This is a genomic window from Halalkalibacter suaedae (genome assembly GCF_017939705.1).
GTDB lineage: Bacteria > Bacillota > Bacilli > Bacillales > Bacillaceae_D > Halalkalibacter > Halalkalibacter suaedae.
This window is the reverse complement of the sequence record NZ_JAGKSQ010000003.1, coordinates 143088-166513: the sequence shown is the minus strand read 5'-3', so window position 1 is coordinate 166513 and position 23426 is coordinate 143088. Positions and strand designations below refer to the sequence as shown.

At 36.8% G+C, this 23426-nt stretch carries 19 protein-coding genes and 1 pseudogene; 13 read left to right on the top strand and 7 right to left on the bottom strand.

The window, feature by feature from the left end:
- The first annotated feature begins 16 nt into the window (after nucleotides 1-16).
- Both J7W16_RS08220 and J7W16_RS08215 read left to right on the top strand, forming a co-directional pair.
- Nucleotides 17-202: a hypothetical protein gene (locus tag J7W16_RS08220; protein WP_210596820.1), complete on the top strand. Its 186-nt coding sequence runs from the start codon at nucleotides 17-19 to the stop codon at nucleotides 200-202.
- The gene (locus tag J7W16_RS08215; RefSeq protein WP_210596819.1) at nucleotides 202-1176 is read left to right on the top strand and encodes a M15 family metallopeptidase; all 975 of its coding nucleotides are present in this window, start codon (nucleotides 202-204) and stop codon (nucleotides 1174-1176) included. The genes J7W16_RS08220 and J7W16_RS08215 overlap by 1 nt, the downstream gene beginning before the upstream one ends.
- A 232-nt stretch (nucleotides 1177-1408) precedes the next feature.
- On the opposite strand, the gene J7W16_RS08210 is transcribed toward J7W16_RS08215, so the two are convergent.
- Complete coding sequence (locus J7W16_RS08210; RefSeq protein ID WP_210596818.1) at nucleotides 1409-1768, bottom strand: YhjD family protein; 360 nt, start codon at nucleotides 1766-1768, stop codon at nucleotides 1409-1411.
- Nucleotides 1769-1777: 9 nt separating this feature from the next.
- On the bottom strand, nucleotides 1778-1945 hold the full coding sequence (locus J7W16_RS08205; protein WP_210596817.1) for a hypothetical protein: 168 nt from the start codon (nucleotides 1943-1945) through the stop codon (nucleotides 1778-1780).
- Between the two features lie 112 nt (nucleotides 1946-2057).
- Here J7W16_RS08205 and J7W16_RS08200 point away from each other — a divergent pair, with 112 nt between their 5' ends.
- Nucleotides 2058-2276: a LexA family protein gene (locus J7W16_RS08200; protein ID WP_210596004.1), complete on the top strand. Its 219-nt coding sequence runs from the start codon at nucleotides 2058-2060 to the stop codon at nucleotides 2274-2276.
- Nucleotides 2277-2831: 555 nt separating this feature from the next.
- On the opposite strand, the gene J7W16_RS08195 is transcribed toward J7W16_RS08200, so the two are convergent.
- On the bottom strand, nucleotides 2832-3842 hold the full coding sequence (locus tag J7W16_RS08195; protein WP_210596816.1) for a DUF3231 family protein: 1011 nt from the start codon (nucleotides 3840-3842) through the stop codon (nucleotides 2832-2834).
- Between the two features lie 1796 nt (nucleotides 3843-5638).
- On the opposite strand from J7W16_RS08195, the pseudogene J7W16_RS08190 reads away from it, so the two are divergent.
- The 9 genes and pseudogenes from J7W16_RS08190 to J7W16_RS08150 all read left to right on the top strand — a co-directional run.
- A pseudogene (locus J7W16_RS08190) lies at nucleotides 5639-6316 on the top strand (asparagine synthase-related protein); the annotation flags it as partial.
- A gap of 287 nt (nucleotides 6317-6603) precedes the next feature.
- Nucleotides 6604-8211 carry a GGDEF domain-containing response regulator gene (locus J7W16_RS08185; RefSeq protein ID WP_210596815.1) on the top strand — a complete coding sequence of 536 codons (1608 nt, stop codon included), beginning with the start codon at nucleotides 6604-6606 and terminating at the stop codon, nucleotides 8209-8211.
- Between the two features lie 12 nt (nucleotides 8212-8223).
- On the top strand, nucleotides 8224-9258 hold the full coding sequence (locus J7W16_RS08180) for a HEAT repeat domain-containing protein (protein WP_210596814.1): 1035 nt from the start codon (nucleotides 8224-8226) through the stop codon (nucleotides 9256-9258).
- Nucleotides 9255-10661, top strand: coding sequence for a glycosyltransferase family 2 protein (locus J7W16_RS08175; RefSeq protein WP_210596813.1), 1407 nt, complete (start codon nucleotides 9255-9257; stop codon nucleotides 10659-10661). Before J7W16_RS08180 ends, J7W16_RS08175 begins: the two co-directional genes overlap by 4 nt.
- A gap of 12 nt (nucleotides 10662-10673) precedes the next feature.
- On the top strand, nucleotides 10674-11039 hold the full coding sequence (locus J7W16_RS08170; protein ID WP_210596812.1) for a response regulator: 366 nt from the start codon (nucleotides 10674-10676) through the stop codon (nucleotides 11037-11039).
- On the top strand, nucleotides 11032-13884 hold the full coding sequence (locus J7W16_RS08165) for an ATP-binding protein (RefSeq protein WP_210596811.1): 2853 nt from the start codon (nucleotides 11032-11034) through the stop codon (nucleotides 13882-13884). Before J7W16_RS08170 ends, J7W16_RS08165 begins: the two co-directional genes overlap by 8 nt.
- 161 nt (nucleotides 13885-14045) lie before the next feature.
- Nucleotides 14046-15545 carry a phytoene desaturase family protein gene (locus J7W16_RS08160; RefSeq protein ID WP_210596810.1) on the top strand — a complete coding sequence of 500 codons (1500 nt, stop codon included), beginning with the start codon at nucleotides 14046-14048 and terminating at the stop codon, nucleotides 15543-15545.
- Entirely contained in the window at nucleotides 15542-16996 is a 1455-nt protein-coding gene (locus J7W16_RS08155) for a phytoene desaturase family protein (protein WP_210596809.1), read from the top strand. Before J7W16_RS08160 ends, J7W16_RS08155 begins: the two co-directional genes overlap by 4 nt.
- A gap of 13 nt (nucleotides 16997-17009) precedes the next feature.
- Nucleotides 17010-17849, top strand: coding sequence for a phytoene/squalene synthase family protein (locus J7W16_RS08150; protein WP_210596808.1), 840 nt, complete (start codon nucleotides 17010-17012; stop codon nucleotides 17847-17849).
- Between the two features lie 585 nt (nucleotides 17850-18434).
- Here the strand turns inward: J7W16_RS08150 and J7W16_RS08145 are convergent.
- The 4 genes from J7W16_RS08145 to J7W16_RS08130 are packed head-to-tail and all read right to left on the bottom strand — an operon-like array spanning nucleotide 18435 to nucleotide 22536.
- The gene (locus tag J7W16_RS08145) at nucleotides 18435-19919 is read right to left on the bottom strand and encodes a phytoene desaturase family protein (protein ID WP_210596807.1); all 1485 of its coding nucleotides are present in this window, start codon (nucleotides 19917-19919) and stop codon (nucleotides 18435-18437) included.
- Nucleotides 19916-21022 carry a glycosyltransferase family 2 protein gene (locus tag J7W16_RS08140; RefSeq protein WP_210596806.1) on the bottom strand — a complete coding sequence of 369 codons (1107 nt, stop codon included), beginning with the start codon at nucleotides 21020-21022 and terminating at the stop codon, nucleotides 19916-19918. The genes J7W16_RS08145 and J7W16_RS08140 overlap by 4 nt, the downstream gene beginning before the upstream one ends.
- 6 nt (nucleotides 21023-21028) lie before the next feature.
- The gene (locus J7W16_RS08135; protein ID WP_210596805.1) at nucleotides 21029-21751 is read right to left on the bottom strand and encodes a lysophospholipid acyltransferase family protein; all 723 of its coding nucleotides are present in this window, start codon (nucleotides 21749-21751) and stop codon (nucleotides 21029-21031) included.
- Nucleotides 21748-22536, bottom strand: coding sequence for a carotenoid biosynthesis protein (locus J7W16_RS08130; protein ID WP_210596804.1), 789 nt, complete (start codon nucleotides 22534-22536; stop codon nucleotides 21748-21750). The genes J7W16_RS08135 and J7W16_RS08130 overlap by 4 nt, the downstream gene beginning before the upstream one ends.
- 91 nt (nucleotides 22537-22627) lie before the next feature.
- Between J7W16_RS08130 and J7W16_RS08125 the strand changes: the two genes are divergently transcribed.
- Nucleotides 22628-23368 (top strand): SDR family NAD(P)-dependent oxidoreductase, encoded by a 741-nt coding sequence (locus J7W16_RS08125; RefSeq protein ID WP_210596803.1) that lies wholly within the window; start codon nucleotides 22628-22630, stop codon nucleotides 23366-23368.
- Nucleotides 23369-23426: the final 58 nt, after the last annotated feature.

Here is a 23426-nt window from a genome sequence, read left to right as displayed (position 1 = left end):
AAAGGGGGTGTTATATATGAAAAACAAATTTTTATCTCGTAAATTTTTACTGGCCGTTGTTACTGGTTTGCTAGTTGTTGTTAATCAAGGTTTAGGTCTTAATTTGCCTGAGGAGTCTATTTTAACTGTTGCCGGTGTAGCTGTGACTTATATCGTCGGTGAGTCGGTTGTTGATGCAAAACAGAAAGGAGAGGGTAAATAATGAATTTAAATACATTAATCGAACGAAGTCAACGCCATTTGGCGAATGTTCACTCTTACATTGCTGAGCGGGGTTTAGAAATTGTTCGTCGTTGTCACAAAGAAGGAATTTATGTTCAAATCACTCATGGGTTGCGTACCATCTCAGAACAGAACGCACTATACGCAAAAGGTCGAACTGCTACAGGATCAATTGTGACTAATGCAAAAGGCGGTTATTCGTATCATAATTTTGGATTGGCTATCGATTTTGTGGTTCTGAATTCAGATGGATCAGCTAACTGGACAGTAGATAATCGTTGGAGACGGATGGGAGCTATCGGTGAAGCGTTAGGTTTAGAATGGGGCGGTAGTTGGACTAGCTTTAAAGATTACCCTCACTTTCAACACACTTTTGGTTTAACGACTGCTCAGCTTCGTGTAGGTGTGAAGCCACCTAGTAGCAATCAACCTCTCCCGTCTTCAACCACACTTGGTAGGGATTGCTCTCTTTATACGTGCAAGGGATCATTGGTCACTTCATTACAAAAGGACCTCATCACATTGGGTGAGAAATTACCTCGGTTCGGAGCAGATGGAGACTTTGGCAAAGAAACAGAAGAGGCGACAAAAGCATTTCAGGCAAGGTACAACCTGGCTGTAGATGGGATTGCCGGTCAACAAACCCTAAATAAGATTAAAAGTTTAATTGAAGCAAATAAACCACAGTCTACACCAAAAAAGGAGGAACCATTTATGTTAGAGAAAGCAATTGTTATTAACTCATCTGCCGATTACCCTGCAGCAGAGATGGCTATGAATAAATTAGGAGCACCGGTGGTTAGTCATACACTAGCTTCTAAACAACAAATGGCGAAGGAGCTTTTTGTAATCGGTGGTAGCAAAGACGGTTTGAAGGCAGACAAATTTACTGTTTTAAGTGGCAAAAATCGCTTCGATACCGCCGAACAAGTAAGGAAACACATCGGTCTATAAAAACAAAATGCCCTCACTTCGCGTGGGGGCTTATGTTATTACTTAATTAACAAATTATTTACAGTTTTGCTATTGATATGGTTAATTATTCCTATTATATTGTAATTAAAAGGAGGAATTAACCATGTTGAATAAAGAGCAATTTATTAGAGATTTAGAGGATAAGATAGGGAGGGAGATAAAAGAGAATGAAAAGGACCTTGTTGAATGGTTAGTGCAACAACATCTTAACTTAACTCCTGAAAGCCATATAATTAATAATAATGTCTCTGACTGAATTCTTCATGACTTCGCTAAGAATAGCCATCTCTTGCTCAAAACCTCTACACTTAACAAGATACCTTACAAACAAATCACCCTGGACCCGATCTTTAGCATATACCTTCAATCCAATCTTATTCAAATCGCGTTTTATTTTGTATATCTCCTTGCCGATCCGCTCGATACATCCTTCTATCATCTCTGTGTAAGGCTCACTAAACTTAAATCCTGCTGCATTTACTTTTGTTAGATCCTTCTCCATCACTTTTCTGGCCATTGGTAAATAGATAAATAATCTTGCTAGCTTCAATTCCTCTGGTTTGATGTGCATATCATCACCCTAGACTTTTTCGTTTGATTTCATACTTTTGTTTAATACCGTTAGTGCAGCATCTATATTTTCTATTGTGAATTCAAAACGCTCTGTCATCTTTCCGTTCACTATAATAATAAAGTGATCATCTGTATGGATAAGTCCAGTATTTCCTCTAGTATTTACGGTTAGCATTTTTTCACCTCTTTTTAAGTTGATTATATACGAACTAATGTTCTTTCTCAACTTGAAATTAGAATGTACGTTCGTATATAATGTAATAAAAGATGAATAGAGGGTGTTTCTTATGAAGGAACTTACATTAAAGCAGAAGCAGGTCCTTACATGTATTGTGGCGTTTATAGCTAAACATAGTTTCGCACCATCTTCTAGAGAACTAGGAGCGTTATTGGAACATAGTTCTCCTTCAACCACACATCGTTATTTAGTGACGTTAAAGGAAAAGGGATATGTTGATTGGATAGAATCGAAGCCTAGAACATTACGTGTATTGAAAGGAGCTTAATTATGAGATGCTTGTTTGAAGTGAGTTTAGAAAACCGTCAACCTATACAAATAATATATATGGATGGGAACGGTTCAATCTCTCAAAGGTTTGTTACCATTAATTCTTACAACGCAGATCATATTATTGGCTACTGTTATTTTAGAAAACAAAAAAGGATGTTTAAAATAGAAAGTATTCTATCTGCTGACATCAAGAAAAAGCCATGCATAACTAGCAACCCTCTCGCATATGCTAATCGCAAAGTGCAGCAACGCAAGCTGCTTATAGCGTTTCAGGCAAAATACCGAGTGGGATATTAATTACCAAGACCTAATTTTAAAAAAGATAAATAAATTAAAGGACATAACATATTTTATATGACTAATATGTTATGTCCTTTCTTGTTCAACTAACGCTACCCGTTTGTTTAAGTACATTCCTTCACAAAGTTAGTCAAAAGAGACGTTGTTTGAATGCACTGTTGTTCTTTCGGATTTCCTTCTTCAACGTAAGCCACCCGTTCAATAACTAAAAAACACTTGAGAAAAATTCCACCTCAAGTGTTTAGAATTTTTATTTATTAATTATTTGCTTTCGTTCTTCCATCTGAGGCGGCTCTTCCATCCAACCATTGTTAATCATTATTTTTGCACCTTTATGAGCATATTCAAAGATATCTTTCATAAAAATAGCCATTTTTGCTGGTAAATCATTTCGTAAACTAAAAGCAGTTCCTAGTGAGTTGCTTCCCATAGAAAAACTACAAAATAAACTTGTACAATACATCATAAGTTTATCAGAAAAAGGAGCGACCGTTGAACGAGTTGGATTACCACCCGATACTTCAGGGGTTTGTACATTACTTTGGAGTAAGACTTCGCTTAATTCCTTTATAATACTTTTAGCGAGTTCTGTCCCTTCATTGAAGAAGGTTTTTACTTCTTTTTCATTTGCACATTGAGCAAAACCAGTAATCAGCTGCATCCCCGTGAGATTTGATTCAATTGCATGATGAAGATGAGCAACTTCTACCGTATTTAATGTCCGTTTTACACTAAATGGATTAATGGCGAGTCCGCCTAAATAGTTTGTATCTTTAACAAACTCAACTGAATTTGGCATTGAGACATAAGGAGGTCGAGCAAGCATCCCTTTTTCAAGCAAATATTGTGTGCAAAGATTGTAATACTTTTGGGTAATGGCAGTAAGTCCATCAAAAATCATTACAACATCTTCTCGATATGCCATCGTTATATTTAATGAATGCATGGCCATACTAATTTCTTTTAATAGACGAACAAACATTATATCGAATCCATTAGCATATAATTTCGGCACATCTTTGTTGACATCTTGAGCTGAAAAACCGACTGGAATGACAGCACCTTCATCTTTAAAAATTTCCGTTATTTTACCAATATAAAGATCAATTTCTCCATATAAATTTGTCATAATATCCTTTGCTTTTTCGTCATCGGCTTTTTCTATAAAATATTCTAACATTCGTAAAATCATTGTTTTTTGTTGATAAGTAAGCCATAACGTACCTAGTTCTGATGACGTAATTGCAGGTTTTTCTGGCATAGAGCATTCCTCCCTAATACTGTCTCATCTTAGGTTGAACATAAAATAACATAGTAACCCCTTATTTTATAGGTATATTATTCCATTTGATCATATTCAGCTACATAGTTCAATAAGCAAATGGAGCTCCGTTATGACAACGCCATCACTTTCTTAAAATACGTAATAAGGAATAGTTTCTATTAGCTAGCCCATATATAGTGGTATTAGGTGACATTTTTTCTTCGTTAGTTAAAATGTCTTATTTCCAACAACCTGTAACTCTTTACCTTCTTACATTTATCTTATCTACATTATTAATGAGAATAATGCATATCCTATTGCTGTATTAGCCTATAACGGTTGAAAGGATCATGACATGAGGCATATCATTCTATCTACATTCCTAATCCATTTAAATTTCCGAAATAAAACCTGGCGACTTCTTCCTAAGTTTCTCAAAGCACTAATATACATTGCGTTTGTTAATTCGTCTTATTACTATTTTTTTAAACGGCGTATCCTGTGGGAGTTTCAGTCCAATAGTTTGAATTTAAAGGAATTACGCATTATTCACATCTACTTTATCACCCCTTTGCTGTTCTTATTATGCATGAAAAACCTTCCACAAGAGAATGTAGCTTCACAGATTAAACATATCCTCAAATGGTCTTTTAAATGTGCTTTCTGTGAATTTCTTGGATTAAAAACAAAAATGATCTTCTTTAAAAATGGCTGGAACATATTCTGGTCATGGCTCATGTATATTTTTCTGTTTACGTTCGGCTATATTTACACAAAGAAACCTTTGCTTATCTGGAAAATAAGTGCTCCGACCTTGCTGTTTTTCTTACTTAGATTTAAAGCACCATTATATAGGATTTCGATACTCGGTCCGCTCTTTTTCTTTATAAGAAAGAAACAACCAACTCTTTAATATTTTCCTGAAAAGACTTCTTACACCGTTTACATGGTGAAGAAGTCTCTTTTAATGGCTATTTTCGTATACTTGTCGTTTTTTATCATTCTTTTCCTTAACGGATTCGTTTCATTGCACTTTTAGGCACTTGCTTTCCGAATAAGGAACGAAAGGTGTATTTTGATATACGGAGTGACATAGGGTTAAAACGTTATAATCAAGAAAAGATGGATGATGTTCGATTCTTTGTACTGGAATGCTTATTCTCATCTAATGAGAATAAGCAGTTATAATTGCTATACCAAAACCTTCCCCAATTACGTCAAAAGAGGCAAGAATTGGTGGAACTAAAAAACTAAAATAGCCAACAACACAAGCATTATAGTTGGTGTAAACCTTTTTAGATAATTGATTTTTATTGTCAAATAAACAGAAGCTATAATTAGTATCAATGGTATTAAAAACCCAACGATACTATTAAACATTGATGTATCCAAGATAACTCCCCCTTTAATACAAGTTACCACGTATTACCAATTGGTTATTGCTCTATTCTGCCAGGTAGTGCAACAAGTACAACTTTGTTAATGTGCATAATTATTAGTTTAGTTTATCTACACTTTTTGTGCACGTAGATAATGTAAAGACAAACAGTGCTTATATTATCGTTATAACCATCACACACACTTTTTCAAAAAAATGGAAGTCTAAACTGAAAAAAAGTGTTTCATTTTCTCAAGAAAAGCTGTGTCAACTCATTCAAGCGGTCACACTAATACTATTGTTCTATATTAATGAAGGAACAGAAAAAACAGAACAGAGGAACCTTGATAATAACCTATGGAATTGCAAAGGCTGAAAATGTTGATGTATCAACATTTACTTAACCTGTATTATGTTTTACTTAGGGGAAGTCATGTACATTGATGGATTTCCTTGGATGCGTTCGATAGATGAGAGAGAGAATTTACTTAATGATAAATGGAAGAAGAAACTAAACTTAAAGCAATATGTGTATGATCGCTATAAAGAAACAATTAAAGAAACTCCTAGGTTTGATGGTGATTCTCCTGAAGAGGCCAGACGTCGAGAGATATCCTACCTAAATATCATTTGGTTTATGACGAATCTCCTTGACCGCAAAGACAGAATGAGTATGGGAGCTAGTCTTGAGGTCCGTGTACCATTTTCTGATCATCGATTAGTTGAGTATGTCTGGAACATCCCATGGGAAATGAAGCGTCTTGAAGGGCGTGAAAAAGGAATTTTAAGAAAAGCACTAGAAGGATTGCTACCACATGATGTCCTGTATCGAAAAAAGAGTCCATATCCAAAGACTTATCATCCGAACTACACAGCAGCAGTTCAAAAAGGAATGCAGGATATATTAGCCCAAAAGGATGCAGCCATATTTGAATTTATCAACAAAGATGCATTAAAGGAAATCGCTGACTCCGGAGGCTTTCCAACTGGCCAGCCATATTTTGGGCAATTAATGGCAGGTCCACAACTATTGGCTCATTTTATTCAAATGGACTATTGGTTAACAAAATATAATGTCAAAATAAAGGAATAGGCTCTTATATGTCTAAAGATATATATGACTTCGAAGCTAAATACTTTGAAGTTGGTAGGCCTTAGGATAGTTTCTAATTTGAGGGGTTAAATTAATTATTAAACGTGTTATTAAAATTAATTTGATCTCTGTATTCTTAGGGGTATCTCAAAAGTGTTTGCATTTTTGAGAAACCCCTTTTCATTAGGTTTAGCCTATTGTTAATATTAGTCGAATCCTGTAGAATTCCGTTATACTACTTATACATATTACTATTCATAAGAAGGTCTGGGGAAAAGGAGAACTAAATGGAACGGTATCAATTAAAATTCATTGAGCGTATGGAAGAAACAATCTCTAAATGGCAACAAGCAGGAGTCGTTGATCAGAATGATGTGGTTAGGTTTTTTCATACAGTTGTTGGTACAGGTGGGACGATCGGACTTCATGAATTTGCGGATATTGCCAAAGATCAATTAGCGTATGTTAAGAAGCAAGATAAAGCACATTGGTCTTATGAGGAAATCGAGCCACTATTAGTTGGTCTTATTGGGGGCAATGAAGAGCCAACAGAGCAATTAGAAATGGAGGATGAGTCACCAGCAGTTATCAACGATCTCAAACCATTGATTCTTTTAATTGATGATGATCATTATTTTGTTGACTTTATGAAAAGATTACTTGAAGGTAAGGGATATGTTGTACTTGCAGCACTCTCAGGCGAAAAAGGGCTACAAATCTACATGAATCAGCGACCAGATTGTATTATTCTTGATTTAGTCATGCCTGATGTGGTCTCATTTCGGTTACTCGACCAGCTAATGGAAAAGGCCTCTAAAGAGTTTATACCAGTTATGATGATTACGGGAGAAGCTGATGACAAAATCGAGCTTGAAGCATATCGAAAAGGCGTTAGCGATTATTTTAAGAAACCTTTAGTCAAGGAATCCTTTCTTGTTCGCTTAGAGAATAGATTGAAGCTTAGAAAAATGGTTCAGAATTCAGTGATGATTGATGAATTAACAGGTGCTTTTTCAAGACGCTTTTTAGAAATTGAGTCAAACCGTCTGATTGAGGCGTACCATAGATATAATGAACCCTTTGCTCTTGCTTTACTTGATCTTGATCATTTTAAACAAGTAAATGATCAGTATGGTCATAATATTGGAGACAAGGTCTTAGTGAAGTTTGTCGAGTTTTTAAATGAATCAAAAAGAAAGCTTGATCTAGTCTTTCGATTAGGTGGAGAGGAATTTCTAGTTATTTTTCCTCATACGACAAAGGAACAGGCCATGAACTTCCTTAAACGCTTTCTAGTCGATTTTCATGAAGTTCCTTTTAAAGTAAATGAAGGGATGTTTCATCTTTCGTTTTCAGGTGGCTTAACTGAAATGAAGGAAGCTGCAACATCAATTCAATCTTTAATTGAAGAAGCCGATCAAGCATTATATGAAGCGAAGGGGAATGGACGCAATCAAATTGCGGTCTCTGATCATAATACAGTCAAGAAGATGCATAATCATGTTCATGTTTATGTTGTCGATGATGATCCGATTATTAGACAAATTCTAAGTGAAAATATCCAACAGCTTAATGTTAAAGGGGTCAAGATCAACTCGTTAAGTTTTCGGGACGGAGAAGCATTCCTGAAATCTGATTGGTATAAGCCTCGAGAACGTCATATTATTATTTTGGATCGAATTATGCCGAGGATTGATGGTCTCGAGTTGGTTACAAAATTAAGAGCTGAGTACCCTGAAGCTCAAATAGTTATTCTAATGTTAACGGCTCGCAATAATGAAAAAGAAGTGGTACAAGCTCTTGAAATGGGAGCAGATGATTATGTGACGAAGCCTTTTAAGTTAGACGAGTTATTGGCTAGGATTAAACGCTTAATTCAACGAAGCTTTATGTAAGGAGGATATTTGATGGGCCTGTTTATCGTACTGATCTTATCACTGCTCCTCCTTAACATATTACTTCTAATCTATCTCTTAATTAGAAAGCAGGCACAGCAACAATTGAGTGAAGAAAAACAAAGGGTTGAGGTCGTTTTAAATAAAGAGCTTGATCTTTTTGCTAAGGGAGAAATTCCAAGGATTCGCCGCCATTTTAAAAGGGATGAGCTGTTTTTTGAAATTCTTGAGGAACGAGTTGGACAATATAAACAATTAATAGCAGATGAGGATATCGTTGAACGCCTGAACGTATTAACTAGCCTGGAGTTAGCTGAAAATTATCGTCAGAAATTAAAGGCACGTTCTTGGAGTACGCGAATGAATACACTTTATTTCATCGAAGATTTTAAATTAGCTGAACTAAAAGACGACATCTGGACAGCCTTTACTGAACAGAATTCTCAAAGGGATGAAACGTATCAGATGGCACGGACATTAGCTACTTTGCAGGATACAAGATTACTCAAAAAATTAACAGCGTCTAGCGGAGAGTGGCCTGATTTTTTGCTAAAGGAATGCTTCAGGCGTTACAAAGATGATTTAATACTGGAGCAGTTAATGGAGATCGATCATTTTACTGAAATAGTCCAGATTGCTTTGTTAGATGTCGTGACTGAATCTATAACGATTTCAGCACAGCCAATATTCATTAATCTACTGGAGTCACCTTCTTTGGAATTGAGGGTAAGGGGGCTTAAAGCCTTGGTTTATTTTGATCAACTTCCAGAAGATCAATTCTATATCCATTTTCACGAATCTGGAGAATGGGTTGAAAGAATGTTATTTGCCAAGATTGTTAGTAGACATCGAAAACAACGATTTACAGAAATATTAATTAAACTTCTTTCGGATTCAAATTGGTGGGTAAGGCAATCGGCAGCCGAGGCCCTAGTCAATTTTCCTGATGGCCTGCTTATGTTGGAGCATGTATATAAGAAAAATGAAGATGCATTTGCGAGAGATATTGCTTATCAGTGGTTAGGGCAGGAGGTTGGTGATCAATGAATATGATTGTAGACTACCTTGGGTACATCATTATAATCTATATGTCCTTAGCTTCTTTTTTTTATTTAATCCTTTTTTTATTTTCAGCGATTATTCTAAGAAGAGAAAGAGATCTTAATAAAAAAGAGCCTTATGAGGATTTACTTCTAAGTGATGAAATAAAGCCGATTTCTATTCTTGTTCCTGCTTATAACGAAGAAGCAGGAATTGTAAGTAGTGTCAGATCACTACTGAGTATGAATTATAAACAATTTGAGATTATTGTTATTAATGATGGCTCAACAGATAAAACCCTTAATAAGATGATCGATGCATATCAGATGATTGAAATCCCACTTGTAGTTAGAAAACAAGTTCCATCTAAAGAAATTATAAGAATTTATCGTTCTAAGCTATTCGATTACCTTTATATTGTCGATAAAATAAATGGGGGCAAGGCTGATGCATTGAACGCGGGGATCAATGTCTCTCGTTATCCATATGTATGTTCCCTAGACGGAGATTCGATTCTAGAAAGAGATGCGTTACTCAAAGTAATGAAGCCAATTATCGATTCGAACGAACAAGTTATTGCAACAGGTGGAAGTATTAGAATCGCAAATGGTTGTAAGATTGAACGCGGTGAAGTAATGGAAGTTGACCTCCCAAAAAGTCCTTTAGTTGTTATGCAAATCATTGAATACTTAAGAGCCTTTCTAATCGGACGAATTGGCTTAAGTCGACATAACCTTTTGTTAATTATTTCTGGAGCCTTTGGGATATTTAACAAATCCTGGGTCATTCGAGCAGGAGGATATGAACCTGGGACTGTCGGTGAAGACATGGAGCTTGTTGTTAAGTTGCACAAGCTAATCGCAGAAGAAGGAACGAATGAACGGATTCAATATATTGCTGATCCTGTTTGTTGGACGGAAGCTCCAGACACATTTTCTATCCTGAAGAGACAGCGAACAAGATGGCAAAGAGGACTATTTGAAACGTTAAGAACACACCGAACGATGATGCTAAATCCACGTTACAAAAAGGTTGGACTTATTTCAATGCCATACTTCTTCCTAATTGAACTAATGGGAGCGGTATTTGAAGCATTTGCTTACATTTACATGATTTCAGGTCTCATATTTGAATTTATTTCTTTTGAGGTAACCTTAACTCTATTTCTGGTTACTTGGTTCTATGGAAGTTATTTGTCAATGTGTGGTGTCTTGCTCGAAGAATGGAGTTTACGACGCTATCCTAAGAAACGTCATTTGGTTCGTCTATTCCTATATTCTTTCACAGAGGTTTTTTGGTATCGTCCAATAAATATTTGGTGGAGATTACTAGGAATTTGGCAAGGGATTAGGAAAAGATCAGACTGGGGGGTCATGACGAGAAAAGGAATTTCAAAAGATACAGAATAGAAGGAGCAGATAATGAAACGAATTTTAGTAACAGATGATGAAGAGGTACTTAGAATGCTTATTGTAGATACTCTTGAAGAAGAAGAGTATGAAATTGATGAAGCAGCTAACGGTGAAGAGGCATTACAATTGCTTGAAAAAAATAAATATGAATTATTAATTTTAGATTATATGATGCCTCAAATGACTGGAATTGAAGTTCTACAAGAAATACGTCAAAGAATTGAGCTTAAACATCAAAAGGTACTAATGTTAACAGCGAAAAGTCAAGCGAAAGATAAGGAAGAAATGTTGGATAGCGGGGCTGATAGTATTCTAACAAAGCCATTTAGCCCATTAGAATTGCTAGATACAGTGGAGGAATTGACTCGTGATTAAGCAATTTATTGAAAAAAGTCTTAATCGTAAACTGACCTCCACAATGCTGTTAGTCGGATTAGCTATTTTAGTTATCGGTGGACTCATTATCTATTATTCCAATTCAATTCAGCACAAATATGAAACGGAAATACAGTCCCTAAATGAAAAGCAAGAGCTGGTTCTTGATATGGACCAGTATATCAAGGATACAATTATTCATGTTCGTGGTTACTATGCTTTTGATGATGCTGAGGAAGAAAGAAGAAAAGCGGAGCAGGCTATTTATTCCTTGAAAAACTCACTAGATACCTTTTCGACACTAACCCTCACAAAGGAAGATCTTGATTTCATTACAGAAATCCGTGTTGAGTTAAATTTATATGAAACAAATCTTAGTGAAGCATTTGGCTATGTTGAGAATAATGATCGGGAAAGCTTAACAGAATATGCGAAAAATCGTGGGAATGTGACGGTAGACCGCCTTATGGAAAAATTCTCAAATTATGTTGATGAGAAAAATGATGAGGTGCATTCAGCTACTCAGCAATATATTAACGACATGCATCGTTTTGTATGGATAAATATCGCATTCATTATTTTTGTTGTGACAACACTATTCTTTTCAGTTAGAGGTTTCTTAAGAAATATCGGTAGACCTTTGAAGGAATTAACAGAAGCATCTGTGCTCGTTACAGAAGGAAAGGACGTAATCCCACCTACTTCAGATCGTAAAGATGAATTAGGAATCCTAACACGAGCATTCACTGGTATGATTAAAGCATTACAAGAAAAGGAAGAAGAGCTAGTCGCACAAAATGAAGAATTACTATCACAACAAGATGAATTAGAGTATCAACAGAAACAATTAACCTTGTCATTAGAGGATGCCGAAGCAACAAGGCATGTGTTAACAAAATATAATGATTTAATTAGTGCGATATCAGTTACACCTAATTTAGAAGAGCTTTTGAGAGAGAGTGTCACCCATTTATCTGACCTCTACGAGCCAAGTCAACTTATTTACTTCCTAACAGAGGATCACACTTACCAAACATATGGTGTACCCGCCCGTCGTATGAAAGAATTCTTTGAATATTACCATCAAGGGTTGGAACAACTTATAATTGATAAGAAAAGAGAGTATATTGTCTCGAGAGAAGCATCTCCTTTTGAAAGAGGAATTTCTGAACAATCGATTATGGCTTTTGATTACTATATTCCAGTTTACACCTCGAATGCTGAACTGATTGCACTATTTGCAATGACTAAGGTCGGTAAAGCACTTACGGGTGACGAAATTGATGAATTAAAAGGCCTTCTTCATCAAACGTCGATTGCAATTGAGCGCTCACTTCTACATCGTCAAAAATTACTTGAAACAAAATTAAGTCAAGATATTTTGAACAATGTTAATGAAGGAATCCAGCTTGTATCATCCGAAGGTAAGCTCTTACAATTTAATGATGAGCTATGTCGGATTATTACTTGTGTAGATAGTGCTGTATTAAAGGATTCGGCATTTGAAGATTGGTTTAAGTTATTTGAGGAAAGGGTTGAGGAAGCAGCAGATTTACGAGCCTTCTTCCAACAAATGCTAGTGGAAAAAGGCAAACGTCAATCGTTCCAATATATGACTAGTCCGGATAAGAGAATATTTGAAGTGTATACAGAGCCTTTGGAACAGAATGGAACTGAGATTGCAAAAATATTTGTACATCGGGACATTACTACACAAAATGAAGTTGATCAAATGAAATCAGATCTGGTAAGTACGGTTAGTCATGAGCTCCGGACACCACTATCTAGTGTTCTCGGTTTCACAGAATTAATGCTTAATCGTGAATTGAAACCTGAACGCCAGAGAAAGTATTTAGAGACGATTCATAAGGAAGCAATGAGATTAACTAATTTAATCAATGATTTTCTCGATTTACAACGAATGGAATCAGGTCAACAGGAGTACAAGCGTGAAAAAGTAAATATAAATGAAATCTTAACAGAAGTCATCACACGCTTTGAACCTAACGCACCGTTGCATCAATTTGTTATTAAGGATTCCGCAGTGGCGACAGAGCTACTAGCAGATGCTGAAAGAATTGAACAATTGTTTACAAACTTAATTAGCAATGCAGTTAAATTCTCACCAGATGGCGGACCGGTTGAATTAATAAGCTATAATCGAGGGGCTAACCTTGTTATTGAGGTCCAGGATCAAGGTTTAGGAATACCTGAGGAAGAGATACCGAAATTATTTAGGAAATTCCATCGAATTGATAATGGTGATCGACGCAAGATTGGTGGAACTGGTTTGGGTCTACCAATTTGTAAGGAAATTATTGAAGCGCATGATGGAAACATTTCCGTTCGTTCGGTTGTTGGAGAAGGTACAACGTTTGAAATCGAATTTCCAATTAAGGATTCAATGATTGAGGAAGTCAAGCTAGTCAATCCATATGGATCTGGCGTCAAACCAAAAAAGGTTTTAATACTAGAGGATGATAAGAGTTTAGCAGTATTGCTAGCGGATGAACTGAAGTCAAAGGGCTTTGAAGTCCATCATTTCTTTTCTCCAAATAAAGCCTTGAGTTATTTAAAGAAACAAGACTTAGATGTAGTCGTTGTTGACTTAATCCTGTCAGATGAAATTGATGGATGGATGTTTATTAAAGAGTTGCGAGAAGATGAAAAGACAAAGAAATTACCAGTATTTATTTCTTCGGCACTTGATGAAGTCCAAGAAAAATCGGACAAGTATCATATCACACAATATTTAAGAAAACCTTATCCTCCACATGAATTATCTGATGCGATTGTTCAAGTTCTTCTTCATGGCGAACAGCAGGACTCTGATGAGGATAATTAACTAGATGAAATAGTACCACCTTAGTGTTTCAATGTCATTATATGATGATCATTGAAGCACTTTTTTTGCGTGAGGCGGATTATTTGCAAAGAAATTAGATTTAGTTATACTATTTGTATAATCTTTGTTTAGGTTTTGTAGGTGAAGGGATGAGAGCAATCATGGCAAAGAAAATATTCATAATTGGGGCAGGACCCGGTGGGATGGCAGTTGCAATGTTACTTGCTGGCCAAGGCTATGACGTCGAGGTATTCGAAAAGCAAGCCTATGTTGGTGGCAGGACGTCTGCTCTGAAGAAAGATGGTTTTACATTTGACAGAGGACCGACATTTTTGAGCATGCCTCATATTGTGGAGGAATTATTTGCTATGGTCGGACGCAAAATGGACGATTATCTCGATTTAATAGAAATTGATCCAATGTACCAATTACGCTTTGATGATATTGCATTTTCACCCTCACGTAATCCAAATGAGACTAAGAAGTTAATCGAAGCGATGTTTCCCGGGAATGGAGAAGGTTACAGTCGATTTATGAAGGAAACCGAAAAGAAAATGGATGCCCTAATGCCCATTCTTCAAAATCGACATAGCTCATTACTTGATTATGGTCGGTGGCGAACAATGAAAGCCCTACCACATCTCTCTTTACATCAGTCCGTGTATCAAGTCTTAAGTTCTTTTTTTTCTGATGAAAGACTGAAGTTAGCTTTTACCTTCCAATCTAAATACCTAGGGATGTCTCCTTGGGAATGTCCTGGAGCATTTAGTATTTTATCTTATATGGAGCATAAATACGGAATTTTTCATCCAAGGGGAGGATTGAATCAAATTCCAGAAGCTATGGCTCAAGTTGTAAAGGAATTCGGAGGGAAGATTCATCTCCAAACCGGAATTAAGAGATTATTAATTAAAAATAAATCGATTTATGGTGTAGAACTGAACAATGGCGAAAAGGTTAATTGCGACGAGGTCATTATAAATGCGGATTTCGCTCATGCAATGTCAACATTAGTGGACGAAGACTTAAAGCAATATTCTAAAGAAAAGCTGACGAAGAAAGACTATTCCTGTTCAACTTTCATGGTTTATGCTGGAGTTGATCGGACGTATGACCTTCCGCATCATACAGTTGTTTTTTCGAACGATTACAGAAAAAACGTCGAGGAAATCACGAAAACCAAAACACTATCAGCAGATCCATCGATCTATATTCAAAATGCAGGTGTGTCTGACAGTAGTCTTGCACCAAAAGGACATTCATCGATTTATTTACTTGCCCCAGTTCCTAATAATTTCAGTTTAGTAGATTGGGAGCAGCATAAGGATGAGTTTCGAGATTTAATCTATGAACAAGTTGAGAAAAAGACAGAATTCAAAGGATTAAAAGAAGCCATCATTTTTGATGAAGTCATTACTCCTGTTAACTGGGAAAGAGATCACTATGTTTATAAAGGGGCGACATTTAACCTTGCTCATCATTTGAAGCAAATGATGTATTTCAGACCACATAATAAATTTCAGGAGCTTGACCATTGCTGGTTAGTTGGGGGAGGAACACATCCAGGTAGTGGACTCCCTACCATTTTTGAATCTGCTCGAATAACTGCAAATCTATTAATCGATCAAGATCAGCAAAAACGAGGGAGATTAGTTCAATGAAGACAGCGATAATTGGCGGTGGAATTGGAGGTTTAATTACAGCCCTCTATTTAAGGCAACAAGGTGATGAGGTAGTAATCTATGAAAAAGATTTTCAGCTTGGTGGTCGGTTAGCATTTGTTGAACATCAAGGGTACCGGATTGATAAAGGGCCAACGATTGTTCTGCTCCCTGATATGATTTATACGATTTTAGAGGAAGTAGGGATCAAACGCAGTGAAATTGAACTGCTCAGAATTGATCCTCTCTATAAACTAAATTATCCGGACGGAATGGATTTTTATAAATGGAGCGACACTGAAAAACAAATTAATGAGATCTCTCGACAATTTCCCGGGCAAGAAAATGGTTTTTTGACATATTTAGATCAAATGAAATGGCGATTTGATCAAGGGAAGTCTGCTTTTCTTGATCGTTCCTTTGTGAGAAAGAATGATTTTTTTAATCCGAGTACATTGAAAACATTATGGAAATTAAAAGCTTACCAGACCGTTAGAGAACAGGTGAAGCAATTTTTCTCGCATCCTAGGCTTCAGGAGGCTTTTTCATTTCAAACCTTATATATAGGCGGTTCACCTTTTCGGTCTCCAGCGATGTATTCACTAGTTCCATTCAGTGAGCATTATCATGGAATTTGGTATGTTAAGGGCGGATATGCGTCAATTGTATCATTGCTAGAGAGTAAATTAAGAGAGCGTGGTGTTACGATCATGCTAGGTCATGAAGTAACCTCGCTTGAAACAAGTCAATCTAGTTGTAGGGGTGTTTGGATAGATGGGCAGTTAGCAGAAGCCGATCGTTTTGTATTGAATGGAGATTTTCCATTAGCAAGAAAGCTGGTTCCGAAAGAACAGTCAAACAAATCATACACACCCTCGTCTGCTTGCTTACTTTTGTATTTAGGCCTAAGTCGCCCATTTGAAGAGGCTGATGTCCATCAATTTATCATGTCAGATGACTTTGACAAGCATATGAAAGATGTATTTGTTGATAAACAACTTCCAAAAGATCCTTCAATGTATGTTTTTTATCCGTCAAAGATCGATTCCTCATTAGCACCACATGGAAAAGCTGTCATGTATGTTCTTATTCCGGTTCCATCTGGTAGTAATATTAATTGGACTAAGATTGATAAATACGTCGATAATCGACTAGATATTTTAGAAAATAGAGGGTTTAAAGGAATTAAGGCAGCGATCGATTGGATGGAGATTCGTACACCAGCTGATGCAGAACAAGAAGGATTGTACGAGGGTGGAAGCTTCGGTATTGCTCCGACACTGACACAATCGGGGGTATTTAGACCCCAATTGAGGCCATTTTCATATAATAATATCTACGCGGTTGGAGCTTCTGTTCATCCGGGTGGGGGAATACCGATTGTCATGCAAGGAGCAAAATTACTAGCAGATTATCTGAAAGATGAAAAAAATCGATTAGCTTCATCGTAAAGGGGAGATAGCAATGACTAGAGTGGATGTTGCTTATGATGATTGTTATAAAGTTATAAATAAACATTCAAAAACATTTACAAAGGCTTTTAGCTTGCTCCCTGCTTTAAAAAGAAGAGCGGTGTGGGCGGTGTATGCTTTTTGTCGTGAAATAGACGATATCGTTGATGAAGGCAAGTTTCCGGAAAAGGAGCTACAAGCATTTGAACAATCTTTTAAACGCTTTCTAACAGGTGAGTTTGATTTAAATGATTCTAAATGGATTGCTTTAGATGATGTATTTAAACGTTTTTCTATGGATACAGATGCGTTTCTAGACATGATCAGAGGACAACGGATGGATTTAACGAAGCATAGCTACGAAACAATGGAAGAGCTTGAGCATTATTCATATCATGTTGCAAGTACGGTTGGTTTAATGTTATTACCCATTTTAGCGCCTCAAAATCATCAAGAGCTTCGTGCAGGTGGGATCGCCTTAGGATTAGCGATGCAATTAACAAATATTCTTAGGGATGTTGGTGAGGATTTAGAACGTAATCGAATCTATTTACCTGCGGATATTATGAAAAAGCATGGGCTTACCAAGGAAGAACTAATGGAGGGTGTTGTTACACCTACTTTTATAAAAGTGTGGGAAGACGTTGCTGAGCGTGCAGAAGAGTTATTTACATTATCGTTGAAAACGATTGACCTCTATCCCATTGATGCAAGGATGCCAGTCAAAGCATCTGCATACTTATATCGTGCGATTCTAACTTCTGTTAGAAGCAACAATTATGATGTGTTTACTGAGAGAAACTATGTGTCAAAAGAGGAAAAAGAAGTGATATTGATGGAAATGCAAGGGTAATAATAGAGGCCAGTAAAAAAGGTGTGATTATCATCTTTTTTACTGGCCTTTAAGCAATGAGCGAGACGGACGACAGGTTATTGGTATTTAAGGAGAATGGCCGTAAACAGTCGCTTCGATCGCGCTATCGGGATGGGGGGCACGCTTTCCGCAGGAGGGCGTTGAACTAACCGGCTGAGCCGGTGGATTTCAACCTGCCCTTTCCATCCTGCAGGAGTCGGCCCGCCCATCCCGTCCGCTTTGATGATAGGTAGGATCGAATTTTTCTTCTCTTCACAGTGAATATCAAGGGGTATTAAATACTTTTTGGATGAAAAGAAGTAGTCAAGTATAGGTAGTTTTCTTTATTGGATTCTGATCACAAAACCTCTACCTATTCAGTCACCTTAAAATCCAACGAGCACCTTGACCAAAAGGCATTTCAGTATACCGAAGAATTTCAGTTCAGAGTGCTATTACAATCTTAGTAGTTAATCTCAAATGAATCATGAACCTAGAAAAAAAATAAGGAGACAGGTCTAGATTACAGATATAGCGTTTAGATCCTTCAACTATCGTTATTAGAATTTTCTATTATTTAAATGACTATTGTCTGGGTCTCTTTTTTATTCGTTGAACGATAAGATCAGCAACATTCATCCCGCTTAATGTGACCATTGGTGATCCTCCACCAGGATGGGTTGAGCCACCGACAAAATAGAGATTATTCACGTCTCGAGATTGATTAGGTGGGCGCAGGAATGAATCCCGTAGGTTATTGGAGGATGGTCCGTATAGTGCTCCTTTGTAAGCGTAGAACTGATCTGAGATATTCTGTGGGCTAATAATTCGATCTTCTATCAGATATGGACGAATATCATAGCCTTTATCAGCTAATAGCTGATAAATTCTGTTCTTATAATTGTTTAGTTCTTTTTCAGTCGTATTTGTTCCCGAAGGAGCATTAATGAGAATAAATAAATTATCGCCTTGAGGGGAAATGGATTGATCCGTATATGATGAATTACAAATATAAATAGTAGGATCATTGGAATAAACCTTCTTATTGAATAGATCATTAAATTCATTTTGATATGATTCGCTGAAAAAAACCTGATGATGAATGAGTCCAGGCAGTCTTTTCTTTAGAGAAGCTAGAATGACAAAGGCTGAAATAGACGGCTCATAGGAATCTAGTCGTTTGTCTGATAAATGCTTTCTATGTTCTTTTTTAATTAAGGTAGGATAGCTTCGTAATAAGTCGCCATTCATAATAACAAGGTCGACTTCTTTTGTCTTGCCATCTTTGCTGATGATAGTCTTGGCATGCTTGTTTTGAACATCAATACTATTGATTTCTGATCCAAGATGAAAGGTGACACCGAGTTCCTTTGCTCGCTTGAAAAAACCTTCAGCAATCGCTGGGTTACCGCCTTTAACATAATAGACCCCTTCAACTAGCTCTAAATAAGAAATCATTGCAAAGGTCGCAGGTGCTAAATATGGGGACGATCCGATATAAGTTGCATATCGATTCATCATCTGAATGAGACTATTATTTTTGAAATAGCGTCGATGGAAATGATCTAAGCTTTCAAGTGGTCGTACTCGAAATAGAGCTGCCGCGAGTGATGGCGATAGATAGTCTTTCCAGCTTGTAAACGTCTTAGGTAAAAAATATTTATTAGACAATTTAAATAGACGAGAAACTTCTTCTAAATAGGCGTCATAGTTTTTGGCGGCATATGGGTCCATTTGTAAGAGTTGCTTTTTCATTGATTGAGTGTCAGTAGACAGATCTAATGATTCTCCATTCGGAAAATGATTACGTGTATGAGAATCTAGCTGAATGAACTGAAAATAGTCGTCAGGATTTGCTCCAGTTCGTTCGATAATGTTTTGGAATACATGTGGCATTGTGATTGTGTTAGGACCAAAATCAAATTTGGCTTCACCAAGATTGACTCGCATCATCTTACCACCTACATGTTGATTTTTCTCGTATACTTCTACATTGAAGCCTTCGTAGGCAAGCAAAATGGCCGACGCAAGACCGCCTAAACCAGCCCCTATAATTGCAATGTTTTTCATAGATAACGTCGTCCTTTCCATTCAAAGCCTTTACCAGATACCCCAATGAAAATGGAATAAGATAAGGTGATAAGGAGAGCAAGAGCAGCTACTGGCATTAGTAGCCAAAGAAAAGGATCTTGCTTTGTTTTCCAATCAATATACAAGCGAATGATCCAAACAAGTAAGAGTGGAAGAGTCCAGGTAATATGGTCGGTCATTAATCCGATTAAGGCTAAAGGTAACGGAAAAATAAATAGGAAGCAGTAAAAGATAGAGACAGCAATTGCTAGAGCTAGTGATCGACCTAAGCCAGGAAATATATTCTTCGCAAAACCATTCCAGACTTCTTTGTTGGTTTCATACATATAACAAGAAACAGCATCGGTAATATTTGCTAAACATACTTTCTCGTCTGCTCGTTTCATTGCTTTGGCCAAATGGATATCTTCAACAAGTGAGTCTTTCACAGCAAGATGACCACCAATCTTCTCGTAGGCTTCCTTTTTAAAAAGCATAAAGGCACCATGTGCAGCACTAAAAGCTGGTCGTGTCGTTTTATTGGCAATCGCAAGTGGTAAATGCAGTAGAATAATGACATGTTGGAGTGGAACGAGCAGCTTACTGAGCCATGTGTTTGTAGGAAAACGAGGAAATCCTGTGAGCATCCCAGCTTGTTCGGATTCCAGCAAGTCTATGCTTCGTTCAATCGCATCTGGCTGTAAACGAATATCAGCATCGAGAAAGAGCAGGTATTCACTTTCAGCATGTTGGCTGAGCTGATAACATGCATGGACTTTACCAACCCAGTTAGTTGGCAATGATGTTCCTTTGATAATTTTACTATGGTCAAGTAAATGACTGTTTGAATGGAGCAGTTGGTTAGTCTGATCTGTTGATTCATCGTCTAAAAACACAAAACGAAGATGTGAATAGGTTAATTTACTGAAGTTAGTTAACAGTGGGACGACATTTCTTTCCTCATTACGAAGGGGAACAAGGATGGTTACTGTTGGGTCATCAGTATGATACGTATTGGTTGGTAATGACTTTAAAAAAAGATTATTGAAAATTGTCCAAGTAAGAATGAAAAGGAGCATGGTGACTAAAATCGATGTGAGCATAGAGTTCTATCCCTTCCGTATATTTGTAGTCATCGCTGAAAACCATTCACTAACTGTCTTTTGTCCGTATAGCAATACTTGATAATCTTCTGTTGATTCAGTAATGATTGCTTCGCGTTGGCTATTAAGCTGTTCGGTTAGATGACTTTCCAATTTTATCGTCTTTTCTTTTTTGTTGAAGCTTTTCATAGTAGGTGTTAGATCTCTTCCAATATCGATAAATAATTCAGCACGTTGATTGTGAAGGAAAGTATAGTAAAAAGTAATTGGGATCAGGTGAGCATGAGGCACACGCTCTAGTAAGTAGGAGGTTCCGTCATGCAATTGTAAAGGTCTTTTCTCTAGATGTTCCTCCTCACCTTGAGGAAAAACCCATATCGCTTTGTTTTGATGTAATAGATCTGTTGCATAGGTCATTGACTGAACAAGTGATCTGGGCTTTGCAGGGTTTACTGAGAAAGCCCCAAGTTTTTTGAAAAAAGGGAAGGCTATTAACCCATCTTCACTCATCATTGCATAACAATCGTGTTTACACACAGACATAGATAAATAAAATGCAATTAGGCCGTCCCACCAGTTGCTATGATTGGCAACTAGAAGCAATGGCTCCTTAGAAGTAGGAAGGCAACCTCGTATGTGAATCCGGTAAAAGGATCTCTTCAAAAGCCAATGTTTTGTATATAAATGAAACATATGATTAAACCATTTGTTCTTTTCAGCTTTAATCATGGAGTCACTTCCTTAAATCTCTTATATAGATAAAATAGTGCTCCTACAAGAGAAAGAGTAATAGCTATTGCTAACCATAATTGACCAGTTGCAGCTATAATGACAAACATAAAAATAATTAGATGATAAAGGATTACCATTCGTTGCATCCAGCCCTCATCGCGGTTAGTCTTCCAACGTTTCAAAATGTGTAGAATAAGGAAGAGAAAAGTATGTAAGGTAAAAGCTAGAAAGAACCAACCAAGAAAATTAGAAAAAGGAATACCGTAATATAGCCCAGTACCATTCCAAATCCAATATTCTTTAATAATAAAGGCTACAGGGTCAAGAATTAGATCCATAATTACTGCAGCGATCGAACCTATTAGACTATATGATAACCATTGAAATGTTACGTTTTTTTGGGAATGAGTGATTTGTTTGGCGATAACATGTGTTGTTGCAATCACCATTAACCATGCAAACCCGATTGTAACTGGGACATCGAAAAGAACTAGACCAAAATCGGGATTATAATAATAATGACCAAAGAACAAACCAAACTGCACACCAATCCATTCTATAAAAATGGTAAAAATGATAATCAAGATTGCTAGAAAACTCCCTATTACAGTCCCATAATTCCTCATAAAAAACACGCCACCTAGCAAACCAGCTAGTATGAGGAAAACGGTATTCGCCCATTCTAAAAAAGGAGGGAGAAGATCAAATGCAAGCAAGACTACGCCACATCCATACCATAAAATAAAAAATTGATAGAGCCGTTTATCAAAGTTGCCTAACATGACAAATCCCCCTCGTCGCAGTTACCCTTATTATAAGCAGATTAAATTAAGATGTACAACAAATGTACAACAAAGAGAGGATGATTGTAAAATGGATAAGCGAGTTGTTATCGTAACAGGAGCAGGACAAGGAATTGGAGCAGCGGTCGCAAAAAAATATGGAGAAATTGGCTATATCACGATTGTTACAGATCTAGATGGGGAAAAGGCTAAGGAGACATCTTCTCATATTTTAAAAAATGGTGGAGAAGCAATTGGGTTAACATGTGATGTGCGTAAGGAAGAAGACATTATTGAAATTGTTCAGTATGCAGAAATGCATTACGGTCAAATCGATATTGTTATTAATAATGCAGGGCTGTCGCAATTTAGATCACCATATGAATTAACGCTAGAGCAATGGGATGATATTCAGCAAACAAATGTACGAGGTGTCTTTTTATTATCTCGTGAGGCAGCAAAGGTAATGAAGAAGAAGAAAAAGGGATCAATTGTTAATATTGCTTCAACACGTGCAGAAATGTCGGAGCCGAATTCTGAGGCATATGCCGCTTCAAAAGGAGCGATTGTAGCCCTAACACATGCACTTGCAGCGTCCCTTCAAGAAGACGGAATTCAAGTGAATGCATTAAGTCCTGGCTGGATACATACTGGTAAAAGGGATGAATTAAGAAAGATTGATCACGAACAGCATTTCTCAAATAGAGTTGGCACGCCAGATGATATTGCTCGAGCCTGTGTATTTTTAACAAATGAAGACAATATTTTTATCAACGGTGAGAATATTACAATTGACGGTGGAATGACGAAGAAAATGATTTATGAACATTAAGGACTATAGTTTGATATCGAAACATTTGACATGGAATTATAGGTGTTGTAAGATCAAT